The 24,653-nt window shown below is 71.8% G+C and carries 20 protein-coding genes; 10 read left to right on the top strand and 10 right to left on the bottom strand.

Going from position 1 to position 24,653, the window contains the following annotated elements:
- Window positions 1-63: 63 nt before the first annotated feature.
- From ACIRQH_RS30505 to ACIRQH_RS30480, 6 genes are all read right to left on the bottom strand, one after another.
- The gene (locus ACIRQH_RS30505; RefSeq protein ID WP_388934844.1) at window positions 64-3,021 is read right to left on the bottom strand and encodes a M14 family zinc carboxypeptidase; all 2,958 of its coding nucleotides are present in this window, start codon (window positions 3,019-3,021) and stop codon (window positions 64-66) included.
- Window positions 3,022-3,172: 151 nt separating this feature from the next.
- On the bottom strand, window positions 3,173-4,162 hold the full coding sequence (gene whiA / locus ACIRQH_RS30500) for a DNA-binding protein WhiA (RefSeq protein WP_081223786.1): 990 nt from the start codon (window positions 4,160-4,162) through the stop codon (window positions 3,173-3,175).
- Window positions 4,153-5,223 (bottom strand): uridine diphosphate-N-acetylglucosamine-binding protein YvcK, encoded by a 1,071-nt coding sequence (yvcK, locus tag ACIRQH_RS30495; RefSeq protein ID WP_358817097.1) that lies wholly within the window; start codon window positions 5,221-5,223, stop codon window positions 4,153-4,155. Before yvcK ends, whiA begins: the two co-directional genes overlap by 10 nt.
- The gene (gene rapZ / locus ACIRQH_RS30490) at window positions 5,220-6,239 is read right to left on the bottom strand and encodes an RNase adapter RapZ (protein WP_404227890.1); all 1,020 of its coding nucleotides are present in this window, start codon (window positions 6,237-6,239) and stop codon (window positions 5,220-5,222) included. The genes yvcK and rapZ overlap by 4 nt, the downstream gene beginning before the upstream one ends.
- Window positions 6,236-8,371 carry an excinuclease ABC subunit UvrC gene (gene uvrC / locus ACIRQH_RS30485; protein WP_358817095.1) on the bottom strand — a complete coding sequence of 712 codons (2,136 nt, stop codon included), beginning with the start codon at window positions 8,369-8,371 and terminating at the stop codon, window positions 6,236-6,238. Before uvrC ends, rapZ begins: the two co-directional genes overlap by 4 nt.
- Before the next feature lie 114 nt (window positions 8,372-8,485).
- The gene (locus ACIRQH_RS30480) at window positions 8,486-8,920 is read right to left on the bottom strand and encodes a hypothetical protein (protein WP_404227887.1); all 435 of its coding nucleotides are present in this window, start codon (window positions 8,918-8,920) and stop codon (window positions 8,486-8,488) included.
- Window positions 8,921-9,091: 171 nt separating this feature from the next.
- Here ACIRQH_RS30480 and ACIRQH_RS30475 point away from each other — a divergent pair, with 171 nt between their 5' ends.
- On the top strand, window positions 9,092-10,039 hold the full coding sequence (locus tag ACIRQH_RS30475) for a hypothetical protein (RefSeq protein WP_388877513.1): 948 nt from the start codon (window positions 9,092-9,094) through the stop codon (window positions 10,037-10,039).
- A 190-nt stretch (window positions 10,040-10,229) separates the two neighbouring features.
- Here ACIRQH_RS30475 and ACIRQH_RS30470 read toward each other — a convergent pair whose 3' ends face one another.
- The gene (locus ACIRQH_RS30470; protein WP_358817092.1) at window positions 10,230-10,655 is read right to left on the bottom strand and encodes a Rieske (2Fe-2S) protein; all 426 of its coding nucleotides are present in this window, start codon (window positions 10,653-10,655) and stop codon (window positions 10,230-10,232) included.
- 345 nt (window positions 10,656-11,000) lie between these two features.
- Between ACIRQH_RS30470 and ACIRQH_RS30465 the strand changes: the two genes are divergently transcribed.
- Window positions 11,001-12,068, top strand: coding sequence for a LacI family DNA-binding transcriptional regulator (locus tag ACIRQH_RS30465; RefSeq protein ID WP_404227883.1), 1,068 nt, complete (start codon window positions 11,001-11,003; stop codon window positions 12,066-12,068).
- Window positions 12,065-12,976 carry a carbohydrate kinase gene (locus ACIRQH_RS30460; RefSeq protein ID WP_358817090.1) on the top strand — a complete coding sequence of 304 codons (912 nt, stop codon included), beginning with the start codon at window positions 12,065-12,067 and terminating at the stop codon, window positions 12,974-12,976. The genes ACIRQH_RS30465 and ACIRQH_RS30460 overlap by 4 nt, the downstream gene beginning before the upstream one ends.
- A gap of 225 nt (window positions 12,977-13,201) precedes the next feature.
- On the opposite strand, the gene uvrA is transcribed toward ACIRQH_RS30460, so the two are convergent.
- Window positions 13,202-16,249: an excinuclease ABC subunit UvrA gene (gene uvrA / locus ACIRQH_RS30455; protein WP_358817089.1), complete on the bottom strand. Its 3,048-nt coding sequence runs from the start codon at window positions 16,247-16,249 to the stop codon at window positions 13,202-13,204.
- A 224-nt stretch (window positions 16,250-16,473) separates the two neighbouring features.
- Here uvrA and ACIRQH_RS30450 point away from each other — a divergent pair, with 224 nt between their 5' ends.
- The 5 genes from ACIRQH_RS30450 to ACIRQH_RS30430 all read left to right on the top strand — a co-directional run bounded on the left by ACIRQH_RS30450 (window position 16,474) and on the right by ACIRQH_RS30430 (window position 20,531).
- A complete protein-coding gene (locus ACIRQH_RS30450) occupies window positions 16,474-17,163 on the top strand; it encodes a maleylpyruvate isomerase family mycothiol-dependent enzyme (RefSeq protein ID WP_404227879.1) in 690 nt (229 codons plus the stop codon).
- A gap of 9 nt (window positions 17,164-17,172) precedes the next feature.
- Complete coding sequence (locus ACIRQH_RS30445; RefSeq protein ID WP_388877501.1) at window positions 17,173-17,829, top strand: MBL fold metallo-hydrolase; 657 nt, start codon at window positions 17,173-17,175, stop codon at window positions 17,827-17,829.
- Between the two features lie 145 nt (window positions 17,830-17,974).
- A complete protein-coding gene (locus tag ACIRQH_RS30440; protein WP_404227876.1) occupies window positions 17,975-18,859 on the top strand; it encodes an ABC transporter substrate-binding protein in 885 nt (294 codons plus the stop codon).
- Complete coding sequence (locus ACIRQH_RS30435) at window positions 18,856-19,767, top strand: amino acid ABC transporter permease (protein ID WP_358817085.1); 912 nt, start codon at window positions 18,856-18,858, stop codon at window positions 19,765-19,767. The genes ACIRQH_RS30440 and ACIRQH_RS30435 overlap by 4 nt, the downstream gene beginning before the upstream one ends.
- On the top strand, window positions 19,764-20,531 hold the full coding sequence (locus ACIRQH_RS30430) for an amino acid ABC transporter ATP-binding protein (RefSeq protein ID WP_358817084.1): 768 nt from the start codon (window positions 19,764-19,766) through the stop codon (window positions 20,529-20,531). The genes ACIRQH_RS30435 and ACIRQH_RS30430 overlap by 4 nt, the downstream gene beginning before the upstream one ends.
- A 3-nt stretch (window positions 20,532-20,534) precedes the next feature.
- Here ACIRQH_RS30430 and aroQ read toward each other — a convergent pair whose 3' ends face one another.
- On the bottom strand, window positions 20,535-21,008 hold the full coding sequence (aroQ, locus tag ACIRQH_RS30425; RefSeq protein ID WP_358817083.1) for a type II 3-dehydroquinate dehydratase: 474 nt from the start codon (window positions 21,006-21,008) through the stop codon (window positions 20,535-20,537).
- Window positions 21,009-21,109: 101 nt separating this feature from the next.
- On the opposite strand from aroQ, the gene ACIRQH_RS30420 reads away from it, so the two are divergent.
- Both ACIRQH_RS30420 and ACIRQH_RS30415 read left to right on the top strand, forming a co-directional pair.
- Entirely contained in the window at window positions 21,110-22,156 is a 1,047-nt protein-coding gene (locus tag ACIRQH_RS30420; RefSeq protein WP_388934858.1) for a S66 peptidase family protein, read from the top strand.
- A 93-nt stretch (window positions 22,157-22,249) separates the two neighbouring features.
- Window positions 22,250-23,518 (top strand): MFS transporter, encoded by a 1,269-nt coding sequence (locus ACIRQH_RS30415; protein WP_388877494.1) that lies wholly within the window; start codon window positions 22,250-22,252, stop codon window positions 23,516-23,518.
- 6 nt (window positions 23,519-23,524) lie between these two features.
- On the opposite strand, the gene ACIRQH_RS30410 is transcribed toward ACIRQH_RS30415, so the two are convergent.
- Window positions 23,525-24,625 (bottom strand): ionic transporter y4hA, encoded by a 1,101-nt coding sequence (locus tag ACIRQH_RS30410; protein ID WP_358817080.1) that lies wholly within the window; start codon window positions 24,623-24,625, stop codon window positions 23,525-23,527.
- Window positions 24,626-24,653 lie beyond the last annotated feature (28 nt).

Genomic DNA, 24,653 nt, shown 5'->3' with positions numbered 1-24,653 from the left:
CGGTCCGTACCCGCCAGTAGGGGTACGGACCACCCGCGCTGTTCACGTGTTTGTCACGCAGAGTCAGCGCCGCAGTGCGGAGAGGGCCTTTCCGATCAGGGCGGCACGGTCGGCCGCCGCGGCGACGTGTTCCAGGCCGAAGCCGAGGAGCACGGTGTCGCGGGTGGTGACCGCCCCGTACGTCTTGAAGAGTTCTCCGGTGCGCGTCCAGTCCCGCAGGACGGCCGGGCTGCCCGGGGGCGGTCCGGCGACGGCCCAGGGGCCGAAGGAGGACTCGAAGCCCTCCGTCGCGGTGGCGGTGCCTCCGACGACGAGGGACGCGTCGTCCACGAGGAGGCCGTGGCCGCCCGCGCTCGGGTCACTGATGTAGCTGAACGACACCTCGATCGACCGGCCCGCGTACGCGCTCAGGTCGAAGGAGACCTGCTGCCAGCCGCTGGAGGCGCCGGTGAGGCTGTTCCAGGCGCCGCTGGTGCCGGTGGCGGTGCAGCCGGACGCGTCCACGGTGAGGTAGTGCCGGATCCACGGGTGTTCCCGTGCGAGGAAGCCGGCCTCGCACTCGGTGGGGACGGTGGCCGAGGTGGCGCCGCCCGCCTCGGGGAGCGTGGTCCAGTCGTCGGCGCCGGTCGTGTGGACCTCGACGATCGCGTGGTCGTAGCCGGGCTCGGTGTCCCACAGGAGCTGGGAGCGCAGCGTCGGCCGGTCGGTGGCGGACACACCGGTGAGGTCGACGGTGCGGGTGAGGCGCTTGTAGGCGTCGTCGGTGTGGACGGCGGCGGCCATGAACGAGCCCGCGTAGGGCCCGTACGGGTTGACGGTCCCGGCGAACTGGCCCGCTCCCGCGCTGGAGGCGAACTGCGGGTACTGCGTGGCGGACAGCGAGTCCGAGGTGACGCCGTAGGTGCCCGCCGCGTTCAGCGGGTTGCCGGGCGCGTCGCCGAGTGCTCCGGTGGCGCCGGCGAGCCGGCCCGAGCCGGTGAAGCCGTTGGCGCCGGGGGTGGACGTGCGGGAGTAGGCGCCCAGGTAGTACTGGCTGAAGTCGTTCGAGAGGGTGCCGCCGCCGAGGTCGACGCTGCCGCCTGCCTGCTCGCCCGCCTCGACCAGCTTGCCGCCCTCGTTGAGGAAGGCGCGCAGCTGGAGCTGGGTGGCGTTGCCGGGGCGCGGGGCGCCGGTGTAGTGGACGACGGTGTCGAAGTGGCCGAGGACGCCGAGCGCGTCGGGCGCGCCCTGGGTGGCGACGTCCCAGACGAGCGCCTTCCTGCCGCCGGCCTTCAGCGCGTCGACGTAGGTCTGGGCCTGGGTGGCGGTGGCGCCCTCCTCGGCGACGACGAGGACGTCGGCGCGGGGCCGGTCGGCGACGGTGTAGGTGAAGTGCGGGCCGGCGGTGGGCTTCCCGCTCCGGGTCTCGCCGGTGAACCAGACCTCGACCTTGTCGCCCCGGTCGCCGTCCTTGACCTTGGCCCGGTACTCGTCGAAGTAGAGGTTGTCGGCGCCGCCGTACGTCTCGCCGCCCTTCCAGGGCTTGAGCGCCATGTCCTGGGTGCGGCCGCCGTTGACGCGGTACTTCAGCTCCTTGTCGCGCACCGACCTGCGGACGACGACGGAGACCTCCTGGTCGGCGCCGCGGGAGTACGAGGTGGAGAAGGCGGCGGGGGTGAAGTCGGGGGCGTCGAGGCCGACCGAGGAGGACGGCCGGTCGGGGTGGGCCGCGGTCTCGGCCACGGAGAGCGCGAACGGGACGTTCTTCTCGAACTCCTGCCGGATCAGTTTCTCGTCGTCCGGGAAGGTGAAGACGGAGGCACAGTCGGCCGCGTTCCAGGCGTCGTCAGGGTCGAGGTCCGACGCGGTCTGGCAGGTCGACATCTCGGGGGTGAACATCGCCGTGCCGTTGACGTTGCCGGCGTGCCCGTCCGCCTCGCCGTTGGTGGTGTACAGCTCGGAGGAGACCTGCGGGTGGTAGCCGGGGATCGCCGAGTTCTCGGGGGTTCCGGCGAGCGCCTTGTAGAGCACGTCGTCCGGGGTCGGCGTCGCCACCTGCCAGCCGACTCCGTAGAGGAGCAGTTCGGCGGCGGAGTGGTAGTTGATGCCGTACGAGAAGCCCACGCGCTTCTCGAAGGCGTCGAGGGCCTTGGTCTCGGGCTCGGAACCGGGGCTCGCGCCGCGGTAGGTCTCGCTGGTGGGGTTCGGGGACGACCCCTCGTCGTCGTAGCCCCACTTGTAGGCGAAGTTGCGGTTGAGGTCGACGCCGTCACCGGTGGCGATGACGCCGTCGCCGTTGACGTCCCGCAGGTTCTTGCGCCACTGGCGGGTGTCGTCGTCCTGGAAGGTGTAGTCGTAGCCGTCGGGGTTGGCGGACAGCACGAACCACAGTTCGGTCGAGTCGACGATCTTCCTGACGCGCCGGTCGGTCGCGTAGTTGTCGAGGTAGTAGTGCATCAGCCGCCGGGTCATCTCGGGGGTGATCCACTCGCGCGCGTGCTGGTTGGACATGTACAGCACCGACGGCTTGGCGCCGTCCTTGGTCTTCTTCGCGCCCTTGCTCAGTTTGAGCGCGAGGATGTCCTGGCCGCCGAGGGTCTTTCCGATGGAGACGACCTTGGTGAGACCGGGATTGGCTTCACCCGTCCTGATGATCTCCTCCTGGAGGTTGCCCTTCCCGCTGTACGGGCGGAACACCCCCTGCGCGGCGTCGGCGACGCGGTTCTCGGCCTTGGCGGAGAGCGTGTGTTCGGTGAGGTCGACGCCCTGCTTCTCCAGCTTCCTTGCCTGCTGGTCGGTGACGTAGACCTCGACCGTGCTCTTCCCGTTCTTCCAGGTGGCGTCGCCGAGTTCGTGTCCGTCCTGACCGGCCGCGAGCAGCAGGGGTACCTGCTGCTTCGTGACCTCCGCCCGGAACACCTTGACGGCGTTCGTGTCGGGCCCGGGCGAACTGCCGTTCTGCGCCTGGGCGATCGGCGCCACGGCCGCTCCGCCCAGCAGGAGCGCGCCGGTAGCGAGGATCGCGCTCGCTCTTCGTCTCATGAGCCCCCCTTGCACTGGTCCGCCACAGCAGCGAACAGATGCCAGGCTCATGACAGTTCATGGTCAAGTCAAGAGCGCATCAAAAGTGGCCAAACGCCGGCGCCGACGTCCCAAGTGGGCGTCGGCACCGGCGTGTTGAGCTTCCGTCAGGTCATACCGCGAGATTGTCGGCCATCTCGTCGGAGAGGTTCGACTCGGTTCCGGGGATGCCGAGGTCCTGCGCCCGCTTGTCGGCCATGGCCAGCAGCCGGCGGATCCGGCCCGCGACGGCGTCCTTGGTCAGCGGCGGGTCGGCGAGAGCGCCCAGCTCCTCCAGGGAGGCCTGCTTGTGCTCCATGCGCAGCCGTCCGGCGGCGGCGAGGTGCTCCGGCACCTCGTCGGCGAGGATCTCCAGGGCGCGCTGCACGCGGGCCCCGGCGGCGACGGCGGCACGGGCCGAGCGGCGCAGGTTGGCGTCGTCGAAGTTGGCCAGCCGGTTCGCCGTGGCGCGCACCTCGCGGCGCATCCGGCGCTCCTCCCAGGCCAGCACCGACTCGTGCGCGCCGAGGCGGGTCAGCAGGGCGCCGATCGCGTCACCGTCACGGACGACGACGCGGTCGACACCGCGCACCTCACGGGCCTTCGCCGCGATGGACAGCCGCCGGGCGGCGCCGACCAGCGCGAGCGCGGCCTCCGGGCCCGGGCAGGTCACCTCCAGGGAGGAGGAGCGGCCGGGCTCCGTGAGGGAGCCGTGCGCCAGGAACGCCCCGCGCCAGGCCGCCTCGGCGTCGCAGGTGGCCCCCGAGACCACCTGCGGCGGCAGGCCGCGGATGGGACGGCCGCGGCCGTCCACGAGTCCGGTCTGGCGGGCCAGCTGGTCGCCGCCCGCGACGACGCGCACGACGTAGCGCGAGCCGCGGCGCAGCCCGCCGGGAGCCATCACGATCAGTTCGGAGCTGTGGCCGAAGATCTCGAGAATGTCCCGCTTCAGGCGGCGCGCCGCCATGGCGGTGTCCAGCTCCGCCTCGATCACGATCCGGCCGCTCACCAGGTGAAGGCCGCCGGCGAACCGCAGAATGGCGGAGACCTCCGCCTTTCTGCAGCAGGTCCGGGTGACGGGAAGCCGGGAAATCTCATCCTTCACCGCTGCCGTCATCGCCATGGGCCGATCCTTCCATGCATCCGAAAAATACGGTCGTACGCGGCGGCCAACAGCTCCGGGTCGTGCCGCGGAGATCCGTCGGTCCGGGCCACCGGCGCCAGCTCGACCGCGGCGCCGAGCCGCTTGGCGGCGTCGACGAGAGAGTCGCGGTCGGGCACGGCGGCCTCGTCGGCCAGCACCACGTCCAGGGCGAGTTTAGGGGCGTGTCGTCCCAAAACCTCCAAATGACGCTGCGGGGAGAAGCCTTCGGTTTCTCCGGGCTGCGGAGCGAGGTTCAGGGAGAGTACCCGGCGCGCCTTCGTCTGGATGAGGGCGTCGAGCAGCTCGGGCACCAGCAGGTGCGGGATCACCGAGGAGAACCAGGAGCCCGGGCCGAGCACCACCCAGTCGGCGTCGAGGACGGCGGCGACGGCCTCGGGCACGGCCGGCGGGTCGTGCGGCACGACCTGCACGGACTGGACCTCACCCGGGGTGAGCGCCACGGTCGCCTGGCCCCGGACGGTGTCGACGTCCTCGGGCCGGTCCGGGTCGTGCCCCCTGACCAGGGCCTGGAGCTCCAGGGGCACGGCGGACATGGGCAGCACCCGGCCGTGCGCGCCCAGCAGCCTGCCGACCAGGTCGAGGGCCTGGACATGGTCGCCGAGCTGCTCCCACAGGGCCACGATCAGCAGGTTGCCGACCGCGTGTTCGTGCAGGTCGCCCTTGGACTGGAAGCGGTGCTGGATGACGCGGGCCCAGGTCTGGCCCCAGTCGTCGTCGCCGCACAGGGCCGCCAGCGCCTTGCGGAGGTCGCCGGGGGGCAGGACGCCCAGCTCGTCGCGCAGGCGCCCGCTGGAGCCGCCGTCGTCGGCCACGGTGACGACGGCGGTGAGGTCGCCGGTGATCCTGCGCAGAGCGGCGAGCGAGGCGGACAGGCCCATGCCGCCGCCGAGGGCGACGACCTTGGGCTGGGCGCCACGGCGGCGCGGCTTGGCGCCGCGCGCCACGACCGGCCGCCCGGCGCGTTCACCGGGGGTCTCCCGGCGCAGCCGGTACAGCCGGGAGACAGCACGTTCGGTCACTCGCGCCCCATGTCCCGATGCACGATCACGGTCTCCACGCCCTGCGAGGCGAGCCGGGCCGCGAGCTTCTCCGAGGTCGCCACGGAGCGGTGCTTGCCGCCGGTGCAGCCGACGGCGATGGTCACGTAGCGCTTGCCCTCGCGCCGGTATCCGGCGGCGATGAGCTGGAGCAGCTCGGTGTACCGGTCGAGGAACTCCTTGGCGCCGGGCTGGTTGAAGACGTACGCCGAGACCTCTTCGTTCAGGCCGGTGAAGGGGCGCAGCTCCGGGACCCAGTGCGGATTGGGCAGGAAGCGCATGTCCACCACCAGGTCGGCGTCGACCGGCAGGCCGTACTTGAAGCCGAAGGACATGACGGTGGCCCGCAGCTCGGGCTCCTCGTCGCCCGCGAACTGGGCGTCCATCTTGGCGCGCAGCTCGTGCACGTTCAGGCTGGAGGTGTCGATGACCAGGTCGGCGTCGCCGCGCAGCTCGCGCAGCAGTTCCCGTTCGGCGGCGATGCCGTCCACGATGCGGCCGTCGCCCTGGAGGGGGTGCGGCCGTCGCACGGACTCGAAGCGGCGCACCAGGGCCTCGTCGGAGGACTCCAGGAAGACGATGCGCCGGGTGACGTGCTTCGACTCCAGGTCGGCGAGGGATTCGCGCAGGTTGTCGAAGAAGCGGCGGCCGCGTACGTCGACGACGACGGCGATCCGCGCGACGTTGCCCTGGGAGCGGGCGCCGAGCTCCACCATGGTGGGGATCAGCGCGGGCGGCAGGTTGTCGACGACGAACCAGCCGAGGTCCTCCAGACATTTGGCGGCGGTGGACCGGCCGGCGCCGGACATCCCGGAGATGATCACCAGCTCGGGGATGACCGCGTCCGGGACCGCGGTCGCGGCCGTCTCGCTGCCCGTATCCACGTGTGCTCCGACTTCCTGTGGTGCTTCGTGCTCTGTTCCGTCCTCGGCCGGCGCGCCGTGGTCCTCCTGGGTCTGCGCCGGGCGTTCCTCTTCGCGCGCGTCGTTCTCGGTCATGTCTCCTGCCCCCGTCGTTCGTCCGAGGCGCCCGCGGTCACGGGCTCCTCCACGGGGCCCGCCGTCGTCGCGGGCGCCGCGTCTTCGTCGTCTTCCATGATCTCTCCGGTCGCCGTGTTCACGGCGGGTGCGGCGGGAGCCGCCTGGGCGAGGGCCACGGCGATGGTCTCCGCCGTCTTTCGACCTATGCCGGGAACCTCGCAGATCTGGTCGATCGTCGCGGAACGCAGCTTCTTCACCGAGCCGAAGTGTTTGATCAGTGCCTGTTTGCGCGACTCGCCGAGGCCGGGCACGTCGTCCAGGGGGCTGGACCTGAAGCGCTTGGCCCGCTTGGCGCGCTGGTAGGTGATCGCGAAGCGGTGGGCCTCGTCCCGGATGCGCTGGAGGAGGTACAGGCCCTCGCTGCTGCGCGGCAGGACCACCGGGTCGTCGTCGTCCGGCAGCCACACCTCCTCCAGGCGCTTGGCGAGTCCGCAGACGGCGATGTCGTCGATGCCGAGTTCGTCGAGGGCCCGCTTGGCGGCGGCGACCTGGGGCCTGCCGCCGTCCACGACGACGAGCTGCGGCGGGTAGGCGAAGCGCTTGGGGCGGCCGTCGTCCTCGGTGAAGGTGATCTCGGGGACCTCGCCCGCGAGCGTCCCTGCGTCGCCGCTACCCGGCTCGGAGCCGGCGGCGACGGAGGACGGGGTCTCGGCGGAGCTGTCCTGGCCGTCCGTCCACTCCCCCGTCTTCTCCTTCTCGACGAGGTAGCGCCGGAAGCGCCGGGTGATCACCTCGTGCATCGACCGGACGTCGTCCTGACCGGCGAAGCCCTTGATCTGGAAGCGCCGGTACTCGCTCTTGCGCTGGAGGCCGTCCTCGAAGACGACCATGGACGCCACCACGTCGTCGCCCTGGAGGTGCGAGATGTCGTAGCACTCGATCCGCAGGGGGGCGCTGTCCAGGTCGAGCGCCTCGGCGATCTCCTCCAGGGCCCGCGAGCGGGTGGTGAGGTCGGAGGCGCGCTTGGTCTTGTGCAGGGCGAGGGCCTGGAGGGCGTTGCGCTGCACGGTCTCCATGAGGGCCTTCTTGTCGCCGCGCTGCGGGATGCGGAGCGACACGTTCGACCCGCGGCGCTCGGTGAGCCACTCCTGGACGGGTTCCACCGGATCGGGCAGGGCCGGGACGAGCACCTCCTTGGGGACGGAGTCGCCGGTCTCCTCGCCGTAGAGCTGCTGGGTCGCGTGTTCGACGAGGTCACCGGTGGTGACCGCCTCGACCTTGTCCGTGACCCAGCCGCGCTGGCCGCGCACGCGTCCGCCGCGTACGTGGAAGATTTGCACGGCGGCTTCCAGCTCGTCCTCGGCGACGGCGATGAGGTCCGCGTCGGTCGCGTCGGCGAGGACCACCGCGCTCTTCTCCATGGCCTTCTTCAGGGCCTCGATGTCGTCGCGCAGCCGGGCCGCGCGCTCGTACTCCATCTCCTCGGCGGCTTCCGCCATCTGCTGTTCCTGCCGGCGGATGTACGCCCCGGTGCGGCCCGCCATGAAGTCGCAGAACTCCTCGGCCAGCCCGCGGTGTTCCTCGGGCGAGACCCGTCCGACGCAGGGGGCGGAGCACTTGCCGATGTAGCCGAGGAGGCAGGGGCGGCCGGTGCGGGCGGCGTTCTTGAAGACGCCGGCGGAGCAGGTGCGGACCGGGAAGACGCGCAGCAGCAGGTCCACGGTGTCGCGGATGGCCCACGCGTGCCCGTAGGGGCCGAAGTAGCGCACGCCCTTCTTCTTGTGGCCGCGCATCACCTGCACGCGCGGGAACTCCTCGTTCATCGTCACCGCGAGGTAGGGATAGCTCTTGTCGTCGCGGTACTTGACGTTGAACCGGGGGTCGTACTCCTTGATCCAGGAGTACTCCAGCTGGAGGGCCTCGACCTCCGTGGACACGACCGTCCACTCCACGGACGCCGCGGTGGTGACCATGGTGCGGGTGCGCGGGTGCAGGTTCGCCAGGTCCTGGAAGTAGCTCGCGAGGCGCTGGCGCAGGCTTTTCGCCTTTCCGACGTAGATCACCCGGCGGTGCTCGTCGCGGAATTTGTACACCCCGGGAGTGTCCGGGATCTGTCCCGGCTTGGGGCGGTAGCTGGAGGGGTCGGCCATGTCACACACCCTACTGGCGTGCGCCGACAGCGCGGCGGGCTCCCGTCCGACGGCACCCTGCGGTGGGTGCGGTTCCCGGGCGCCGCCGGCCCTCCCGGGGCGGCCGGGGGCCCGTCAGCCGCGACGGCGGCGCAGGGCCCGCGAGACGCTCAGGAAGATCGCGACGAGTGCTCCCGCTCCGGCCGCCGCCGACGCCACCACGACGAAGGGATCGGTCCGCTCGGTCCGCCCGCTTCTGCCCCCGCGCGGGCTCTCGCCCCCGGTCCTTCCGTCCCGCTCCGGTCCGTCACCCGCCACGTGCCGTCCGTGGCCGGTCCCGTCGGCGGTGCCCCCGGCCGACCCGTCCGGGCCCGAGTGACCGTACGCACGTCCCGCGTACGCCGGCGCGTCGTGACGGCCGTCCGCGCGCCCCTCCGCGTGGGCCACCGGGGCGGCGCCGACGGCGGCCAGCATCGCGGCGAGAACGGCCAGTCGTCGTACGGAGCGCATCGCGTTGCTCCCGCTGGGGTCGAGGGGGAAGGAGCGCCTACGGGGGCCGAGGTCAGCCATGTTGAGCATCAGGTGTTGTCGGGACTTGGTCAACACGCTTCAATGCGGGGGAACTTGGGGCGTGAACGGCACAACCCACGTGTGAACGGTCCCCGCGCGCCCGCCAGGCGGCCCGACCGTCGCACGAACGGCCTGGTCAGCCGTAGTGAACATTCACAGAAAGGCCCCTGCATGCGGCACGGCACACAGCACGCGGACATCGGCACGGCGGAACTGGACACGGCCCTGCGCGGCGGCCCGTTCCATGTCGCGCTGCGTGCCGCGATCGCCGCCCGCGGACTGCCGCTGCAACGCGTCCAGCACCATCTGTCGCGCTACGGGGTCAAGGTCGGGGTGACGAGCCTGAGTTACTGGCAGCAGGGCGCCCGGCGCCCGCAGCGCCCCGAGTCGCTGCGTGCCGTCCGCGCCCTGGAGGAGATACTCCAGTTGCCCGACGAGTCCCTGATACGCCTGCTCGCCAAGGCCGAGGAGCGCGCCGACCCCGAGCGTCCCGCCGGCCGCTCCTACCGCTCCCTGGTGGAGGCGTCCGGCGTCCTGGAGCGGCTGCTCGCCGAGCTGGAGTCGCCTCTCGACGGCGGTCTGCACACCATCGGCCATCACGAACGGGTCCGCATAGGCGCCCGCCGTGAACTGCTCGGCCGTGAGTCGCAGCACATCGTGCGCGCCCACAGGGACGGCGTCGACCGTTATGTGGCCGTCCACCACGGCGACCCGGGATGCGCCCCGGAGAGCACGGCGGTCCGCGCCCTGGAGAACTGCCGCACGGGCCGGGTGCGCTGGCACCACGACACGGGGATCCTCGTCGCCGAACTCCTCTTCGACATGCGGCTACGAGCAGGCGATACGTTTCTCTTCCGCTATGGCTTCGAGGACGGCACAGCAGGGGCGTCCAGCGAGTACGTCCGCGGGTTCGGCTTCGCCGGCGGCCAGTACGCGCTCCAGGTGCACTTCGCCGAGGACGCGCTTCCCGTGCGCTGCCATCGCTTCACCCAGCACTCCGCGGCCGCGCCGCGCAGCGGCCGCCAGGAGCTGACGCTGAGCGGCCGCCACCACTCGGTGCACCTGGTCGAACCGCGCGTACGGTCGGGGATCGTGGGGATCGGGTGGGACTGGGAGTGAGCGTTCGCCCGCTCACGTCTGATCCCGCTCGGATCTGACCCCGCTCGGATCTGATCCCGCCCGGGCCTGATCCCGCCCGGCTCTGACCCTGCTCGGGGCGTGGCCCGCTCGGACGGACCCTGGACGGCGGCGCGCGGCCCCCGTCCACTGCGCAGACCTCGGGACCGCGCTCAGGCCTCCGGACCGGCGCTCAAGCCTCCGGACCGGCGACGATCTTGCCGTTCCTCGCCTCGACGGTCAGCTCGTCGAGCGGCTCGGTGGCCGGCGCCCGCAGCACCTTGCCCGTCCGCGCGTCGAACTCGCTTCCGTGGCACGGACACACGAGAGTCGTGCCGTCCAGCTTGTCGATGGCGCACCCGGCGTGCGTGCAGATCGAGCTGAACGCCTTGAGCGAACCGTCCTCGGCACGGCTGACCACGACGTTCTGGTCCTGGTACAGCTCGGCACCGCCCTTGGCGACCTCGCTCTCCGCGCCCAGCACGACCGGGGCGGTCGGTGTCGCGGGCGCTCCCCCGCCGCCGCCCCCGGAGCACGCGGCGAGGCCGAGCCCGGCGACCGGGGTGAGCGCCGCTCCCCTCAGGACGGTGCGACGGCTCGCGGACGGGCGGCCCGGCATGGCATCTCCACTGGTCTAGGTGGTTTCTTCGGTGACTGCGCGGCTGATCCGCCCGGTAGGACACGGGTGGCCGCAGGGCGACGATACCGGCACAGATCGTTCCGCCGGACGTCGGGTGATCCCGGTACGGCCGGCCCCGCGCAAGGGCTCACACCCGGGCCGAGGCGTGCACGCGGACCCTTCGCGTAAGCGTTTACGTGTGCCGCCGGATGGGGTACCTTCGCGGGCGGACGGCAGGCTCCGTGCACCCCGGCACCACCGGGTCGCGGGCGGAACGGCGCCCCGTCGGCACGGGGACGACGACGTCCCCGGCGCGATCCACCACGGTCCCGGGGAGGGAGCGCCATGGCGACGATGGTCGACGTGGCCCGGCGTGCGGGCGTGTCCATCGCGACGGTGTCGCACGTCCTGAACGACACCCGCCCGGTGCTGCCGCAGACGCGCCGGGCCGTTCTCGACGCGATCGACGAACTGGGCTACACACCGAACAGCCTGGCCCGTTCGCTCGTCACCTCGCGCACCCGTTCCCTCGGGCTCGCCGTCTCGGCGATCAGCAACCCGTACTTCACGGAGATCCTGCAGGGCGTGGAGGCCCGCGCCCTGGAGGACGGCTACAGCCTGCTCATCGCCGATCCGCACGACGACCCGGAGCACGAGCGGAAGATCGTCCAGCTGCTGCACGAGCGGCGCGTGGACGGCATGATCATCGCTCCCTCGGCGACCCCGGACGCGTTGCTCGGCTATCTCGGGCAGCACGCCGTCCCCACCGTGTTCCTGGACCGGCTGGTGCGCTCCCCCGCCGGGAGCGGCTTCCGCCACGACCAGGTGGGCACCGAGAACACCGCGCCCATGACGACCCTCGTCACCCATCTCGCGGGCCGGGGTCACCGGCACATCGGGCTCGTCGCCGGCCTGCCGGGCCTGAGCACCACGGCCGAGCGGATCGTGGGGTACCGGCACGGCCTCGCCCACGCCGGACTCCCCTACGACGAACGGCTCGTCGTCCACGGCGCGTCCCAGGCTGACACGGCCGAGCGAGCCACCCACCGGCTGCTGTGCCTCGCGGCGCGGCCGACCGCCCTCGTCACCGCCAACAACGCGATGACCATCGGCGCGCTGCGGGCGCTGCGCGAACGGGGCGTGTCCGTGCCGAAGGACCTGGCCCTCTGCTGTTTCGACGACTTCTCCTGGGCGGATCTGTTCACGCCGCGGCTCACCGCGATCGCCCAGCCCGGCAAGGAGATCGGCGCCCGCGCCGTCCAGTTGCTGCTGGAGCGGCTGGCGGAGCCGGGCCGTGAGAGCCGCACCGTGCGCCTGCCCGCCGCCTTCGTCCACCGCACCTCGTGCGGCTGTCCCGACAGCTCCACGCTCCCCGAAGGCCATGAGGCCCCCAGGAAAGGAACCGAGTCGTGATCGTCGTCGCCGGTGAGGCCCTGATCGATCTGGTCCCGCAGGGCGCGGGCGCCCTGGCGGGCCTGCTGCCGCGTCTCGGCGGCGGCCCGTACAACACGGCCGTGGCGCTCGGCCGCCTCGGCTCCCCCACCGCCTTCTGCTCCCGCGTCTCGCGCGACGCCTTCGGCGAGGCGCTCCTGGACGGGCTGACCGGAGCGGGCATCGACGTGTCGTGCGTGCAGCGCGGCGCCGAACCGACGACGCTGGCCGCCGCCACGATCGGCCCGGACGGCTCGGCCGCCTACTCCTTCTACGTCGAGGGCACGGCCGACCGACTCTTCTCCGCCCCCGCCGCACTCCCCGACGCCACCCGGGCCGTATCCTTCGGCACCTGTTCCCTCGTGCTGGAACCGGGCGCGAGCGCCTACGAGGAGCTGATGCGCAAGGCCGCCGCGCAGGGCGTGTTCACCGCACTCGACCCGAACATCCGCGCCGGTCTGATCCCGGATCCGGACGCCTACCGTGCCCGGTTCCTGAGCTGGCTGCCGTCGGTGTCCCTGCTGAAGCTGTCCGAGGAGGACGCGGCGTGGCTCGGCGGCACGCCCCAGGAGTGGCTGGCCGCGGGGCCGACGGCCGTGGTCGTCACCCGGGGCGGCGACGGTCTCACCGCCTTCACCCGGGACGGCTCGGTGCACTCCGTGTCCGGCGAGGCGGTGGACGTCGTGGACACCATCGGCGCCGGTGACACCGTGAACGCGGCGCTGCTGCACGGCCTGGCCAGTCGGGACGCCCTGTCCCCGGGGGCGCCGGCCGAGCTGGGCGCGCAGGGCTGGACCGACCTCCTGCGCTTCGCGGCCCGCGCCGCGGCGATCACCTGCTCGCGGGCCGGGGCGGAACCGCCGTACGCCTCGGAACTCGGCGGTCCGTGACACCGGGCGGCAGCTGTCCGTCCGGTCCGCGGCCCGGCACGACACGGCGGGGGGGCGGGCGCGGGGGGGGGGGGGGCGGCCCCCCGGGGGGGGGGGGGGGGGGGCGCGGGGGGGGCGGGCGGGGAGGGTGGGGCGGGCGCCGGGCCCACCGGCGCGCCCCCCCGGCTTTTAATGGGGGGGGCCCCCGCCGTCGGTGAGTCGTCGTCCGCCCGGCCGGGCGTCCGCTCAGGCCTTGCGTGCCCGCGTGGTCTTCTTCGCGGGTGCCGCCTTCTCGGCCGCCGTCGACTTCGCGGCGGCCTTCTTGACGGCGGCCTTGGTGGCCGTGCCGGTGACGGTCTTCGTGGCCGTCTTCTTGGCGGGCGCCTTGGCCGCGACCGCCCTCTTGGCGGCCGCCTTGCGCGGCGCCTTCACCGGGGCGGCGTCGCTGATCCGGTCGGCGCCGAGGACCTCGCGCAGGAACTTGCCGGTGTGGCTGGCCGGGACGCTCGCGACCTCCTCGGGTGTGCCCTCGGCGATCACGAGACCACCGCCGTTGCCCCCCTCGGGGCCCATGTCGACGACCCAGTCCGCGGTCTTGATGACATCGAGGTTGTGCTCGATGACGATGACCGTGTTGCCCTTGTCGACGAGGCCGGACAGCACCGTGATGAGCTTGCTGATGTCCTCGAAGTGCAGGCCGGTGGTCGGCTCGTCGAGCACGTACACGGTGCGGCCGGTGGAGCGCTTCTGGAGCTCGCTGGCGAGCTTGACGCGCTGTGCCTCACCGCCGGACAGGGTCGGCGCGGACTGGCCGAGCCTGACGTACCCGAGGCCGACGTCGTTCAGCGTCCTCAGGTGGCGGGCGATCGCCGGGACCGCCTCGAAGAAGTCGAGCGCCTCCTCGATCGGCATGTCCAGCACCTCGGCGATGGACTTGCCCTTGTAGTGGACGTCCAGCGTCTCCCGGTTGTAGCGCGCCCCGTGGCAGACCTCGCAGGGGACGTACACGTCCGGCAGGAAGTTCATCTCGATCTTGATGGTGCCGTCGCCGGAGCAGTTCTCGCAGCGGCCGCCCTTGACGTTGAAGGAGAAGCGGCCGGGCAGATAGCCCCGCACCTTCGCCTCGGTCGTCTCGGCGAACAGCCTGCGGACGTGGTCGAAGACTCCGGTGTACGTCGCCGGGTTCGAGCGCGGGGTGCGGCCGATCGGCGACTGGTCGACGTGCACGACCTTGTCGACGAGGTCGTCGCCCGCCACGCGCGTGTGGCGGCCCGGCACGTTCCTCGCGCCGTTCAGCTCGCGGGCCAGGTGCGTGTACAGGATGTCGTTGACCAGGGTCGACTTGCCGGAGCCCGACACACCGGTGACGGCCGTGAGGACGCCCAGCGGGAACGACACGTCGATGTCGCGGAGGTTGTTCTCCCGGGCGCCGTGCACCGTGAGCCTGCGGCTCGGGTCGGTGGGGCGGCGCACGTCCGGGGTCGGGATCTCCCGCTTCCGCGACAGGTACTGCCCGGTCACCGACTCGGTGTTGGCGAGCAGTTCCTTCAAGGGACCGCTGTGCACGACCTTGCCGCCGTGCTCACCCGCGCCGGGGCCGATGTCGACGATCCAGTCGGCGACCTTGATGGTGTCCTCGTCGTGCTCGACGACGATGAGGGTGTTGCCCATGTCGCGGAGGCGGACGAGGGTCTCGATCAGCCGGTGGTTGTCCCGCTGGTGCAGACCGATGGACGGCTCGTCGAGGACGTAGAGGACGCCGACGAGTCCGGAGCCGATCTGGGTGGCCAGCCGGATGCGCTGGGCCTCGCCGCCGGAGAGGGTGCCCGCCGCGCGGTTCAGCGACAGGTAGTCGAGGCCGACGTCGACCAGGAAGCGCAGTCTTTCGTTGACCTCCTTCAGGACGCGCTCGGCGATCTTCTTGTCGCGGGCGTTGAGCTTCATCCGGCCCAGGAAGTCCGCGCAGTCGCTGATCGACATGGCGGCGACCTCGGCGATCGACTTCTCCATGACGGTCACCGCGAGGACGAGCGGCTTCAGGCGCGTGCCCTGGCAGGTGGGGCAGGGCACCTCGCGCATGTAGCCCTCGAAGCGCTCGCGGCTGGCGTCGCTCTCGGACTCGCTGTGGCGCCGCTTGACGAAGGGGACGGCCCCTTCGAAGGGCGTGGTGTACACACGCTCGCGGCCGTACCGGTTGCGGTAGCGGACCTCGATCTGCGTCTTGTGACCGTAGAGCAGGGCCTTCCTGGCGCGCTGCGGCAGGCCCGCGAAGGGGATGTCGGTGCGGAATCCCAGCGCGTCCGCGAGGGCGCCGATCAGCCGGCCGAAGTAGTCCTTGGTGTGCCCGTGCGACCAGGCGTGGATGGCGCCCTCGTCGAGGGACTTCTCCTCGTCCGGGACGATCAGCTCGGGGTCGACCTCCATGCGCGTGCCGATGCCGGTGCAGTCCGGGCAGGCGCCGAAGGGCGAGTTGAAGGAGAAGGAGCGGGGCTCGAGCTCCTCGAAGGACAGGTCGTCGTACGGGCAGTACAGGTGCTCCGAGTACATGCGCTCGCGCTCGGGGTCGTCCTCGGGGAGGTCGACGAAGTCGAGCACGACCATGCCGCCGGACAGGCCGAGCGCGGTCTCCACGGAGTCGGTGAGCCGGCGCTTGGCGGAGTCCTTCACCGTGAGGCGGTCGATGACCACCTCGATGGTGTGCTTCTCCTGCTTCTTCAGCGTGGGCGGCTCGGTCAGCTGGATGGTCTCGCCGTCGACCCGGGCACGGCTGTACCCCTTGGTCTGGAGATCGGCGAAGAGGTCGACGAACTCGCCCTTGCGCTCGCGGACCAGCGGCGACAGCACCTGGAACCGGCTGCCCTCGGGCAGCTCCAGCACCTTGTCGACGATGGCCTGCGGGGACTGCCGGGAGATGGGGCGGCCGCACTCGGGACAGTGCGGCTTGCCGATGCGGGCGAAGAGCAGCCGCAGGTAGTCGTAGACCTCGGTGATGGTGCCGACCGTCGAGCGCGGGTTGCGCGAGGTCGACTTCTGGTCGATGGAGACCGCCGGGGAGAGGCCTTCGATGAAGTCCACGTCCGGCTTGTCCATCTGGCCGAGGAACTGCCGTGCGTACGAGGAGAGGGACTCCACGTAACGCCGCTGGCCCTCGGCGAAGATCGTGTCGAAGGCTAGGGAGGACTTGCCCGACCCCGACAGGCCCGTGAAGACGATGAGCGAGTCGCGCGGGAGGTCGAGCGAGACATTCTTCAGGTTGTGCTCGCGCGCTCCACGGACGATGAGACGGTCGGCCACGCCGGTCCGCACCTTTCTAGAGAGTGGTGACAGGGGCCGCAGGCCCCCGTCTTCCTCAGACTAGGGCGAGCCACTGACAGCGCCGGTTGCTTTCCTTGGTTCACAACAATCCCGGACCGTCCAGCATGCCCGACGCCGCCCACGAGCGTATAGCACGTGCATTCGATTTACGGGGGCGACCGACCACCTTCACCCGAACGTGTGGCGGGGCTAGGGTCGGCCGCATGATGGATCATGTGCGCGACCTGGCATCTGTACGTGCCGCGACGGATCGGCTGCTCACCGCAGCCGCCGGACTGGACAACGCAGCTGTGACGGAACCGTCACGGCTTCCCGGCTGGAGTCGTGGGCACGTGCTCGCCCACGTCGCCCGCAACGCGGACGCCCTCGTGAACGTCCTGGAGGGCCGCCCCATGTACGCCTCCGCGACCGCGCGGGACGCCGACATCGAGCGGGACGCTCCGCGGCCCCTCGCCGCACAGCTCGCCGACGTCCGCGAGAGCGCGGCCCGTTTCCAGGACACGGGGGCCGCGCCCGCCGACTGGTCGCGCACGGTCGAGCTGCGCAACGGCGTCACCGACGCCGCGGCCCGGGTGCCGTTCCGGCGGTGGGCCGAGGCCGAGCTGCACCACGTGGACCTCGGGACCGGGTACGAGCTCGAGGACCTGCCGGAGGAGTTCACGGTCCGGGAGATCGACTTCCTCACGGAACGGTTCGCCGGCCACCCGGACGTGCCCTCGGCGGAGCTGGCCTCCGACGCCGGCCGCACCTGGACCACCGGCGGAGGCGCCGCGGGCGGGCCCGTCGCGGTCCGGGGCACGGCGGCCGACCTGCTCGGCTGGCTCTGCGGGCGCCGCGACGGCTCGGCACTGACCGTCGACGGCGGGCCCCTGCCGGCCCTGCCCCCGCTATAGGCTGCCGCCATGACGTACAGCGGAGCGGTGAAGGTCGGCGGCCCTGCCGACGTGCACGAGCTGCAGAACCTGATGATCTCCAAGGTCGCGGTCGGCCCGATGAACAACAACGCCTACCTGCTGCGCTGCCGGGCCACCGACGAACAGCTCCTGATCGACGCGGCGAGCGACGCCTCGACCCTGCTCACCCTGATCGGCGACGACGGCATCTCCTCCGTCGTGACCACCCATCAGCACGGCGACCACTGGCAGGCGCTCGCGGACGTCGTGGCGGCCACCGGCGCGCGCACCTACGCGGGCCGGGAGGACGCCGACGGCATCCCCGTCCCGACCGACGTCCTCCTGGAGGACGGCGACACCGTCCTCGTGGGGAACGTGCGCCTCACCGCGCGCCACCTGGTCGGCCACACGCCGGGCTCGGTCGCCCTCGTCTACGACGACCCGCACGGTCACCCCCACGTCTTCACGGGCGACTGCCTCTTCCCCGGCGGGGTGGGCAACACCCACAAGGACCCGGAGGCGTTCGCGAGCCTCCTGCACGACGTCGAGACGAGGATCTTCGACGTCCTGCCGGACGAGACGTGGGTCTACCCGGGCCACGGCAACGACACCACGCTGGGCACCGAGCGCCCCCACCTGCCGGAGTGGCGCGCGCGGGGGTGGTGAACCCGGGCGAGCGCCCCCGCCCCCGCCGCGGTGCGGGGGCGGCCACGCCCGCACTGTTCACGCGATGGCAACACCCGTTCCCACCATGCGGACATTTACCGCCGTGACCTCGACAGACGGCACGGTTCGCTGTCACTCTCCCGCCATGCATCTCGCTCAACGCGCCCTGACCCGCGCCGCGTCCGCCGGCACCGTCGTCCTGCTCGCCCTCGCCGTGGGCTGCGCCCCGCAGCCGGAGGAGAAGGCGTCGGGCAAGGCCTCCGGCAGCGGCGCCGAAGCCTGCGCCAAGGGCTCGTTGGGCACGCGGACGGCCGGCAAGCTCACCATCGCGACCGACGAGCCCGCGTACGAACCGTGGTTCAAGGACGACAAGCCCCCGAACGGCAAGGGCTTCGAGTCGGCCGTGGCGTACGCGGTGGCCGAGCAGCTCGGCTACGCGGACGGCGACGTCGTCTGGCAGAGCGTGCCCTTCAACAAGGCGTTCGCGCCCGGCCGGAAGAGCTTCGACCTCGACATCAACCAGGTGTCGATCAGCGACGAGCGCAAGAAGGCCGTGGACTTCTCGTCCGGCTACTACGACGTACGGCAGGCCGTCATCGCGCTGAAGGGCTCCAAGGCGGCGAAGGCGACCGGGCTCGCGGACCTCAAGGGCCTCAAGCTCGGCGCGCAGGTGGGCACCACGAGCCTCGACTACATCGACGACGTGGTGAAGCCCACCACGTCTCCCGCGGCGTACGCGAAGAACGACCAGGCCAAGTCCGCGCTGAAGAACGGCCAGGTCGACGCCATCGTCACCGACCTGCCGACCGCGTTCTACATCACGGCCGCCGAGGTGACCGACGCGAGGATCGTCGGCCAGTTCGAGAACCAGGGCGGGACGCCCGAGCAGTTCGGGCTCGTCCTCGACAAGGGCAGCGCGCTGACCTCCTGCGTGACGAAGGCCGTGGACGCCCTGCGCGCGGACGGCACCCTCGCGAAGATCGAGAAGCAGTGGCTGTCCGAGGCCGTCGACGCCCCGGTGCTCAAGTGACGGCAGTGAAGGAGGAGTCGGGAGGGGACGCCGCCGAGGGGGACATGCCCGGCGGCGCCGGCCCGTACGTCCCGTCGCCGCGACGGATCGAGCGCGAGCGGCACCGGCGTGCCCGGGCCCGCCGTTCGGCCGCCGTCGCCGCGCTGTCCACCCTGGTCGTCGCCGTGGTGCTGTACTTCGTCGTCGTCGGCGCGCCGGGCTGGCCGCGCACCAAGGAGACGTTCTTCGACGCGTCCTTCGCGCGGGAGGCCCTCCCGAAGGTTCTCGAAGGCCTGTGGCTGAACCTCCGGCTGTTCGTCGTGTGCGGTGCCCTGGTGCTGGTGCTGGGCACCCTCATAGCCGTGGCGCGCACCCTGCGGGGCCCGATGTACTGGCCGCTGCGCGCCCTCGCCACGGCCTACACCGACTTCTTCCGCGGCCTGCCGCTGATCATCTGCCTGTCGATCGTCGTGTTCGGTGTCCCCGCCCTCCAGTTGCAGGGGGTCACCGACGACCCGGTCCTGCTCGGCGGCGCGGGCCTGGTGCTGACGTACGCGGCGTACGTCGCCGAGGTCGTCCGCGCCGGCATCGAGTCCGTGCACCCCTCGCAACGGGCCGCGGCACGCTCCCTGGGTCTGACGAACCGGCAGACGTTGCGCCATGTGGTGCTGCCGCAAGCCGTACGGCGTCAGGTCCCGCCGCTCCTCAACGACATGGTGTCCCTGCAGAAGGACACCAGCCTCGTCTCCATCGGCGGCGCGGTCGAGGCGATGCGCTCGGCGGACATCATCGTGGGCCGGAGCCTCAACTACACGGCGTACATCGTGGCCGCGCTCCTCTTCGTGGCCCTGACCATCCCCATGACGCGCTTCACCGACTGGGTCACCGCCCGTATGGACCGGCGCCGGAGCCAGGGAGGCATCGTATGAGCACGGCACCCGGCCCCGGCGGTCCGATGCTGCGGATGGAGTCCGTCCGCAAGACGTTCGGCGACGCGGTCGTCCTGCGGGACGTCGACCTGGAGGTCGCCCCGCACACCGTGACCGCGCTCATCGGCGGCTCCGGCTCCGGCAAGTCCACGCTGCTGCGCTGCGCCAACCTCCTGGAGGAGGTCGACGACGGGGCGATCTGGCTGGACGGCGAGGAGATCACCGACCCGCGCGCCGACCAGGACGCGGTGCGCCGGCGGATCGGCGTGGTCTTCCAGGCGTACAACCTCTTTCCGCACATGACCGTCCTGGAGAACATCACGCTCGCCCCGCGCCGGGTGCACGGGACGGGGCGGGCGGCGGCGGAGGCACACGCGCGTGAACTGCTCGAACGGCTCGGGCTCGGCGCCAAGGCGGGCGAGTACCCGGACCGGCTGAGCGGCGGCCAGCAGCAACGGGCGGCGATCGTCCGCGCGTTGGCCGTACGCCCCAAGCTGCTGCTCCTCGACGAGATCACCGCCGCGCTCGACCCCGAACTCGTCGGCGAGGTCCTGGGCGTCGTCCGGGACGTCAAGGAGGACGGCATGACCATGGTCCTCGCCACGCACGAGATGGGCTTCGCCCGTGAGGTCGCGGACCAGGTGTGCTTCCTGGACGGCGGGGTGATCCTGGAACGCGGCACGCCCGAGGAGGTCTTCGGCGACCCCCGTGAGGAGCGCACCCGGCGCTTCCTCAAGCGGATCGTGGACGCCGGGCGGCTGTGAGGCTCAGGTGGCGGCCAGCCCGGCACCGGCCAGTGCCGCCACCCGCTCCACGGCGAACGCGTACCCCTGCACGCCGCAGCCCGCGATGACCCCGTCGGCCCGCAGCGAGACGTACGAGTGGTGCCGGAACTCCTCGCGCTGGTGGATGTTGGAGATGTGGACCTCGACCACGGGCAGCCCGTCGCAGGTGTTGAGCGCGTCCAGGATGGCGACGGAAGTGTGCGAGTAGGCGGCCGGGTTGATGACGATCCCCGCGTGGTTCAGGCGGGCCTCGTGGATCCAGTCCACCAGTTCGCCCTCGTGGTTGGACTGCCGGAAGTCCACCGTGCCTCCGTGCGCCGACGCCGCCTTGGCGCACAGCGCCTCCACGTCCGCGAGCGTGTCACGGCCGTAGATCTCCGGCTGGCGCTGCCCGAGGAGGTTCAGGTTGGGCCCGTTGAGAATCATGATCGGGGCGTTGGCGAGGGTGCGGGGCACGGTTCCTCCGGTCCTTCGGGTCGGCCGGCCCGTCGAGGACCGCTGCTCGCACCCGGTTTATCACGGTGCCCCGGACGGGTGACCGCTCGTATCCTCTCGCCATGATCCCGCCCGTGTACCCGCCCAAGCCCGTGCCCGGCGACCGGATCGCCGTGCTCTCGCCGTCCAGCGGCCTGCCGGGGCTGCTCCCCCTGCCGTACGAACTGGGCCTGGAGCGGCTGCGCGGGACGTTCGGACTGGAACCGGTCGAGTACCCGACGACCCGGACGATGGGCTCCTCGGCGCGGGAACGGGCCGACGACCTCCACGCGGCGTTCGCCGATCCGACGGTCAGGGCGGTCGTGGCGTCCATCGGGGGCGACGACCAGATCACCGTGCTGCCGCTGCTGGACCGGGAGTTGATCCGCGCGAACCCGAAGCCGTTCTTCGGCTACAGCGACAACACCAACGTCCTCGCCTTCCTATGGAACACGGGAATCGTCGGCTACCACGGCGCCACGGTGATGTGCGAGTTCGGCCGACCCGGCGCCATGGACCCGCTGACGGCCGAGTCCGTGCGGGCCGCCCTGTTCGCGTCCGGGCCCTACGAGCTGCGGCCCGCCGACCGGTTCCGCGAGGTCGACCTGCCCTGGGACGATCCGGAGAGCTTCGCCCGCGAGCCGCAGACGCGGCCGGGGGCGGGCTGGACGTGGGTCCGCCCGGACCGGGTGGTCGAGGGCCGCTCCTGGGGCGGCAACCTGGAGATCCTGTCCTGGCTGCTCATGGCCGACCGCGAGATCCCCCGCGACCTCTCCGTGTACGACGGTCAGGTGCTGTTCCTGGAGACCTCGGAGGACATGCCCGGCGCCGACGACGTGTACCGGATCCTGCGCGGCATGGGCGAGCGAGGCCTGCTGGGACGCTTCCCGGCCCTGCTCATGGGCCGCCCGAAGGCCTGGTCGTTCGATCGACCGCTCGCCCCCGCGGACCGGGCCCGCTACGTACGCGACCAGCGGGAAGCGGTTCGCCGCGCGGTCGACCGCTACGCCCCGGACATGATGGTCGTGTTCGACGTGGACCTCGGACACACCGACCCGCAGGTCGTCATCCCGTACGGCGGAACGGTCCGCGTCGACGGTCCGGCCCGGCGCATCACCGTCACCTACTGACCCGCGCCGCACTCCCGCACGCCCCCGTAACCCGCCGTCACTGTGGGTAGTTGACGCGGCATGCGCGACGTACGCTCCGTAAGGGCCCCCTCCATGCTGCGACTCGCGGCCGCCTCCCTCGCCGGGACGGCCATCGAGTTCTACGACTTCTTCGTCTACGGGACCGCCGCGGCCCTGGTGCTCGGGCCCCTCTTCTTCCCGACCTTCTCGCCGCTGGCGGGGACGCTGGCGGCCTTCGGGACGTTCGCCGTCGGGTTCGTCGCCCGGCCGCTGGGCTCGATGCTCTTCGGGCACATCGGAGACCGGCGCGGGCGACGGCCGGTGCTGGTCGCCTCGCTGCTGCTGACGGGTGCCGCGACCGTCGCGGTCGGCTGTGTCCCGGCGTACGACCGGATCGGCGTGGCGGCCCCGGTTCTGCTGCTCGTGCTGCGGTTCCTCCAGGGACTCGGGCTCGGCGGCGAGTGGGGCGGGGCCGTGCTGCTGACGGCCGAGCACGCACCGGCCGAGCGGCGTGGACTGTGGTCGAGCTTCCCGCAGATCGGTCCGTCGGTCGGGTTCCTGCTCGCCAACGGCGTGATGCTGCTGCTGTCCGCGACGCTGTCCGACGCGCAGTTCGCGGCCTGGGGCTGGCGGGTGCCGTTCTGGGCCGCCGGGGTCCTCGCCCTGGCCGGACTGTGGCTGCGCTCCTCACTCACGGAGAGCCCGCGGTTCCTGGAGGTGGGGGACCACGCGCGCGTGCCGCTCGTCGAGGTGGCGCGCGACCACTGGCGGCTCGTCCTGCTGACGGCCGGCGGTCTCGCCGTCGGGTACGCCGTGTTCTACACGGTGACGACCTGGGCGCTCGCTTACGGCGTCGACCGCCTCGGGGTGAGCCGGACGGTCATGCTGACCTGCGTCATGGCCGCCGTGGTGGTGCAGGGGTCCCTGACACCGCTGGTGGCCCTGCTGGGCGACCGCTACGGGCGACGGCCGCTGTGCCTGGCGGGCTGCGCGGGTGCCGCACTGTGGATGTTCCCGATGATCGGACTGCTGTCGACCGGCGAGCCCCTGCTGATGTTCATCGGATTCCTGGTGGCGCTCATGGCGTTCGTCGCGGTGTTCGCGGTGATCGCCGCGTACCTGCCGGAACTGTACGAGCCCCGGGTGCGGTGCACGGGCGCGGCGGTCGGCTACAACCTGGGCGGCGTCCTCGGAGGCGCGCTCACCCCGGTCGTGGCGACGGCGGTGGCGAGCGGAGAGCGCGTGCCGTGGGGGGTGGCCGGCTATCTGACGGCGGTCGCGCTGCTGAGCCTCGGCTGTTTCGCCCTGCTGCCGGAGACCCGGCCGGTGCCACGCCTGAGGGTCGTGCGCGCCGCCGAGTGAGAACCGTCAGGGGTTGACGGCGAGTTCCAGATAGGCGGCGAAGATCACCAGATGGACCCCTCCCTGGAGGGGGGTGGCCCGCCCGGGGACGACGGTCAGCGAACTGACCACCACGGTCAGCGTCAGCAGCACCATCTCGGTGGGGCCGAGGCCGAGGACGAGCGGCCCCGAGAGCCAGACCGACGCGAGGGCGACGGCCGGGATGGTGAGGCCGATGCTGGCCATGGCCGAGCCGAGGGCGAGGTTCAGGCTGGTCTGCACCCGGTCGCGGCGGGCGGCCCGCAGGGCGGCGATCGTCTCGGGGAGCAGCACGAGCAACGCGATGATCACACCGACCACGGAGTGCGGCATGCCGGCCGCCTCGACCCCGGACTCGATGGTGGGCGACACGCCCTTGGCGAGACCGACCACGCCGACGAGGGCCAGGCCGAGCAGCCCCAGGCTGATCCGGGTCATACGGGCGGACGGGACGTCGGCGTGGTCGTCCGCGTCGATGACCTGCCCCTGCCGGGTGATCGGCAGGAAGTAGTCGCGGTGCCGGACGGTCTGGGTCGCCACGAAGAGGCCGTACAGGACCAGGGAGGCGACCGCGGCGAAGGTGAGTTGGGCGGTGGAGAACTCGGGCCCGTGCTTGCTGGTGGTGAAGGTCGGGAAGACCAGGCTGAGCGTGGCCAGTGTGGCGACGGTCGCGAGGGCGGCTCCGGTGCCCTCCGCGTTGAACACGGCCAGTCCGTGGCGGAGTGAGGCGACGAGCAGGCACACGCCGACGATGCCGTTGCACGTGATCATCACGGCGGCGAAGACGGTGTCGCGGGCCAGCGTCGAGCTCTTGTCGCCGCCGTCCGCCATCAGGGTCACGATGAGGGCGACTTCGATGATCGTGACCGCGACGGCGAGGACCAGCGATCCAAAGGGTTCACCCACCCGGTGCGCGACCACCTCGGCGTGATGCACCGCGGCGAGCACGGCACCGGCGAGGACCAACGTCACCAGTGCCACGACCGCGGCGGGCAGGTCGCGCCCCCAGGTGAGGGCCAGCAGGATCACCGCGACGACGGGCACCACGGCGGTCCACTGCGCGAGAAGTGACCGGAGCCGAACGATCATGCCGTGATCGTCCCAGTCGGGAGCGTGC

It is taken from the genome of Streptomyces sp. NPDC102279 (assembly GCF_044766365.1).
Lineage (GTDB): Bacteria > Actinomycetota > Actinomycetes > Streptomycetales > Streptomycetaceae > Streptomyces.
Note: the sequence above shows the minus strand (reverse complement) of the source record. Positions and strands in the feature narration are given on the sequence as shown.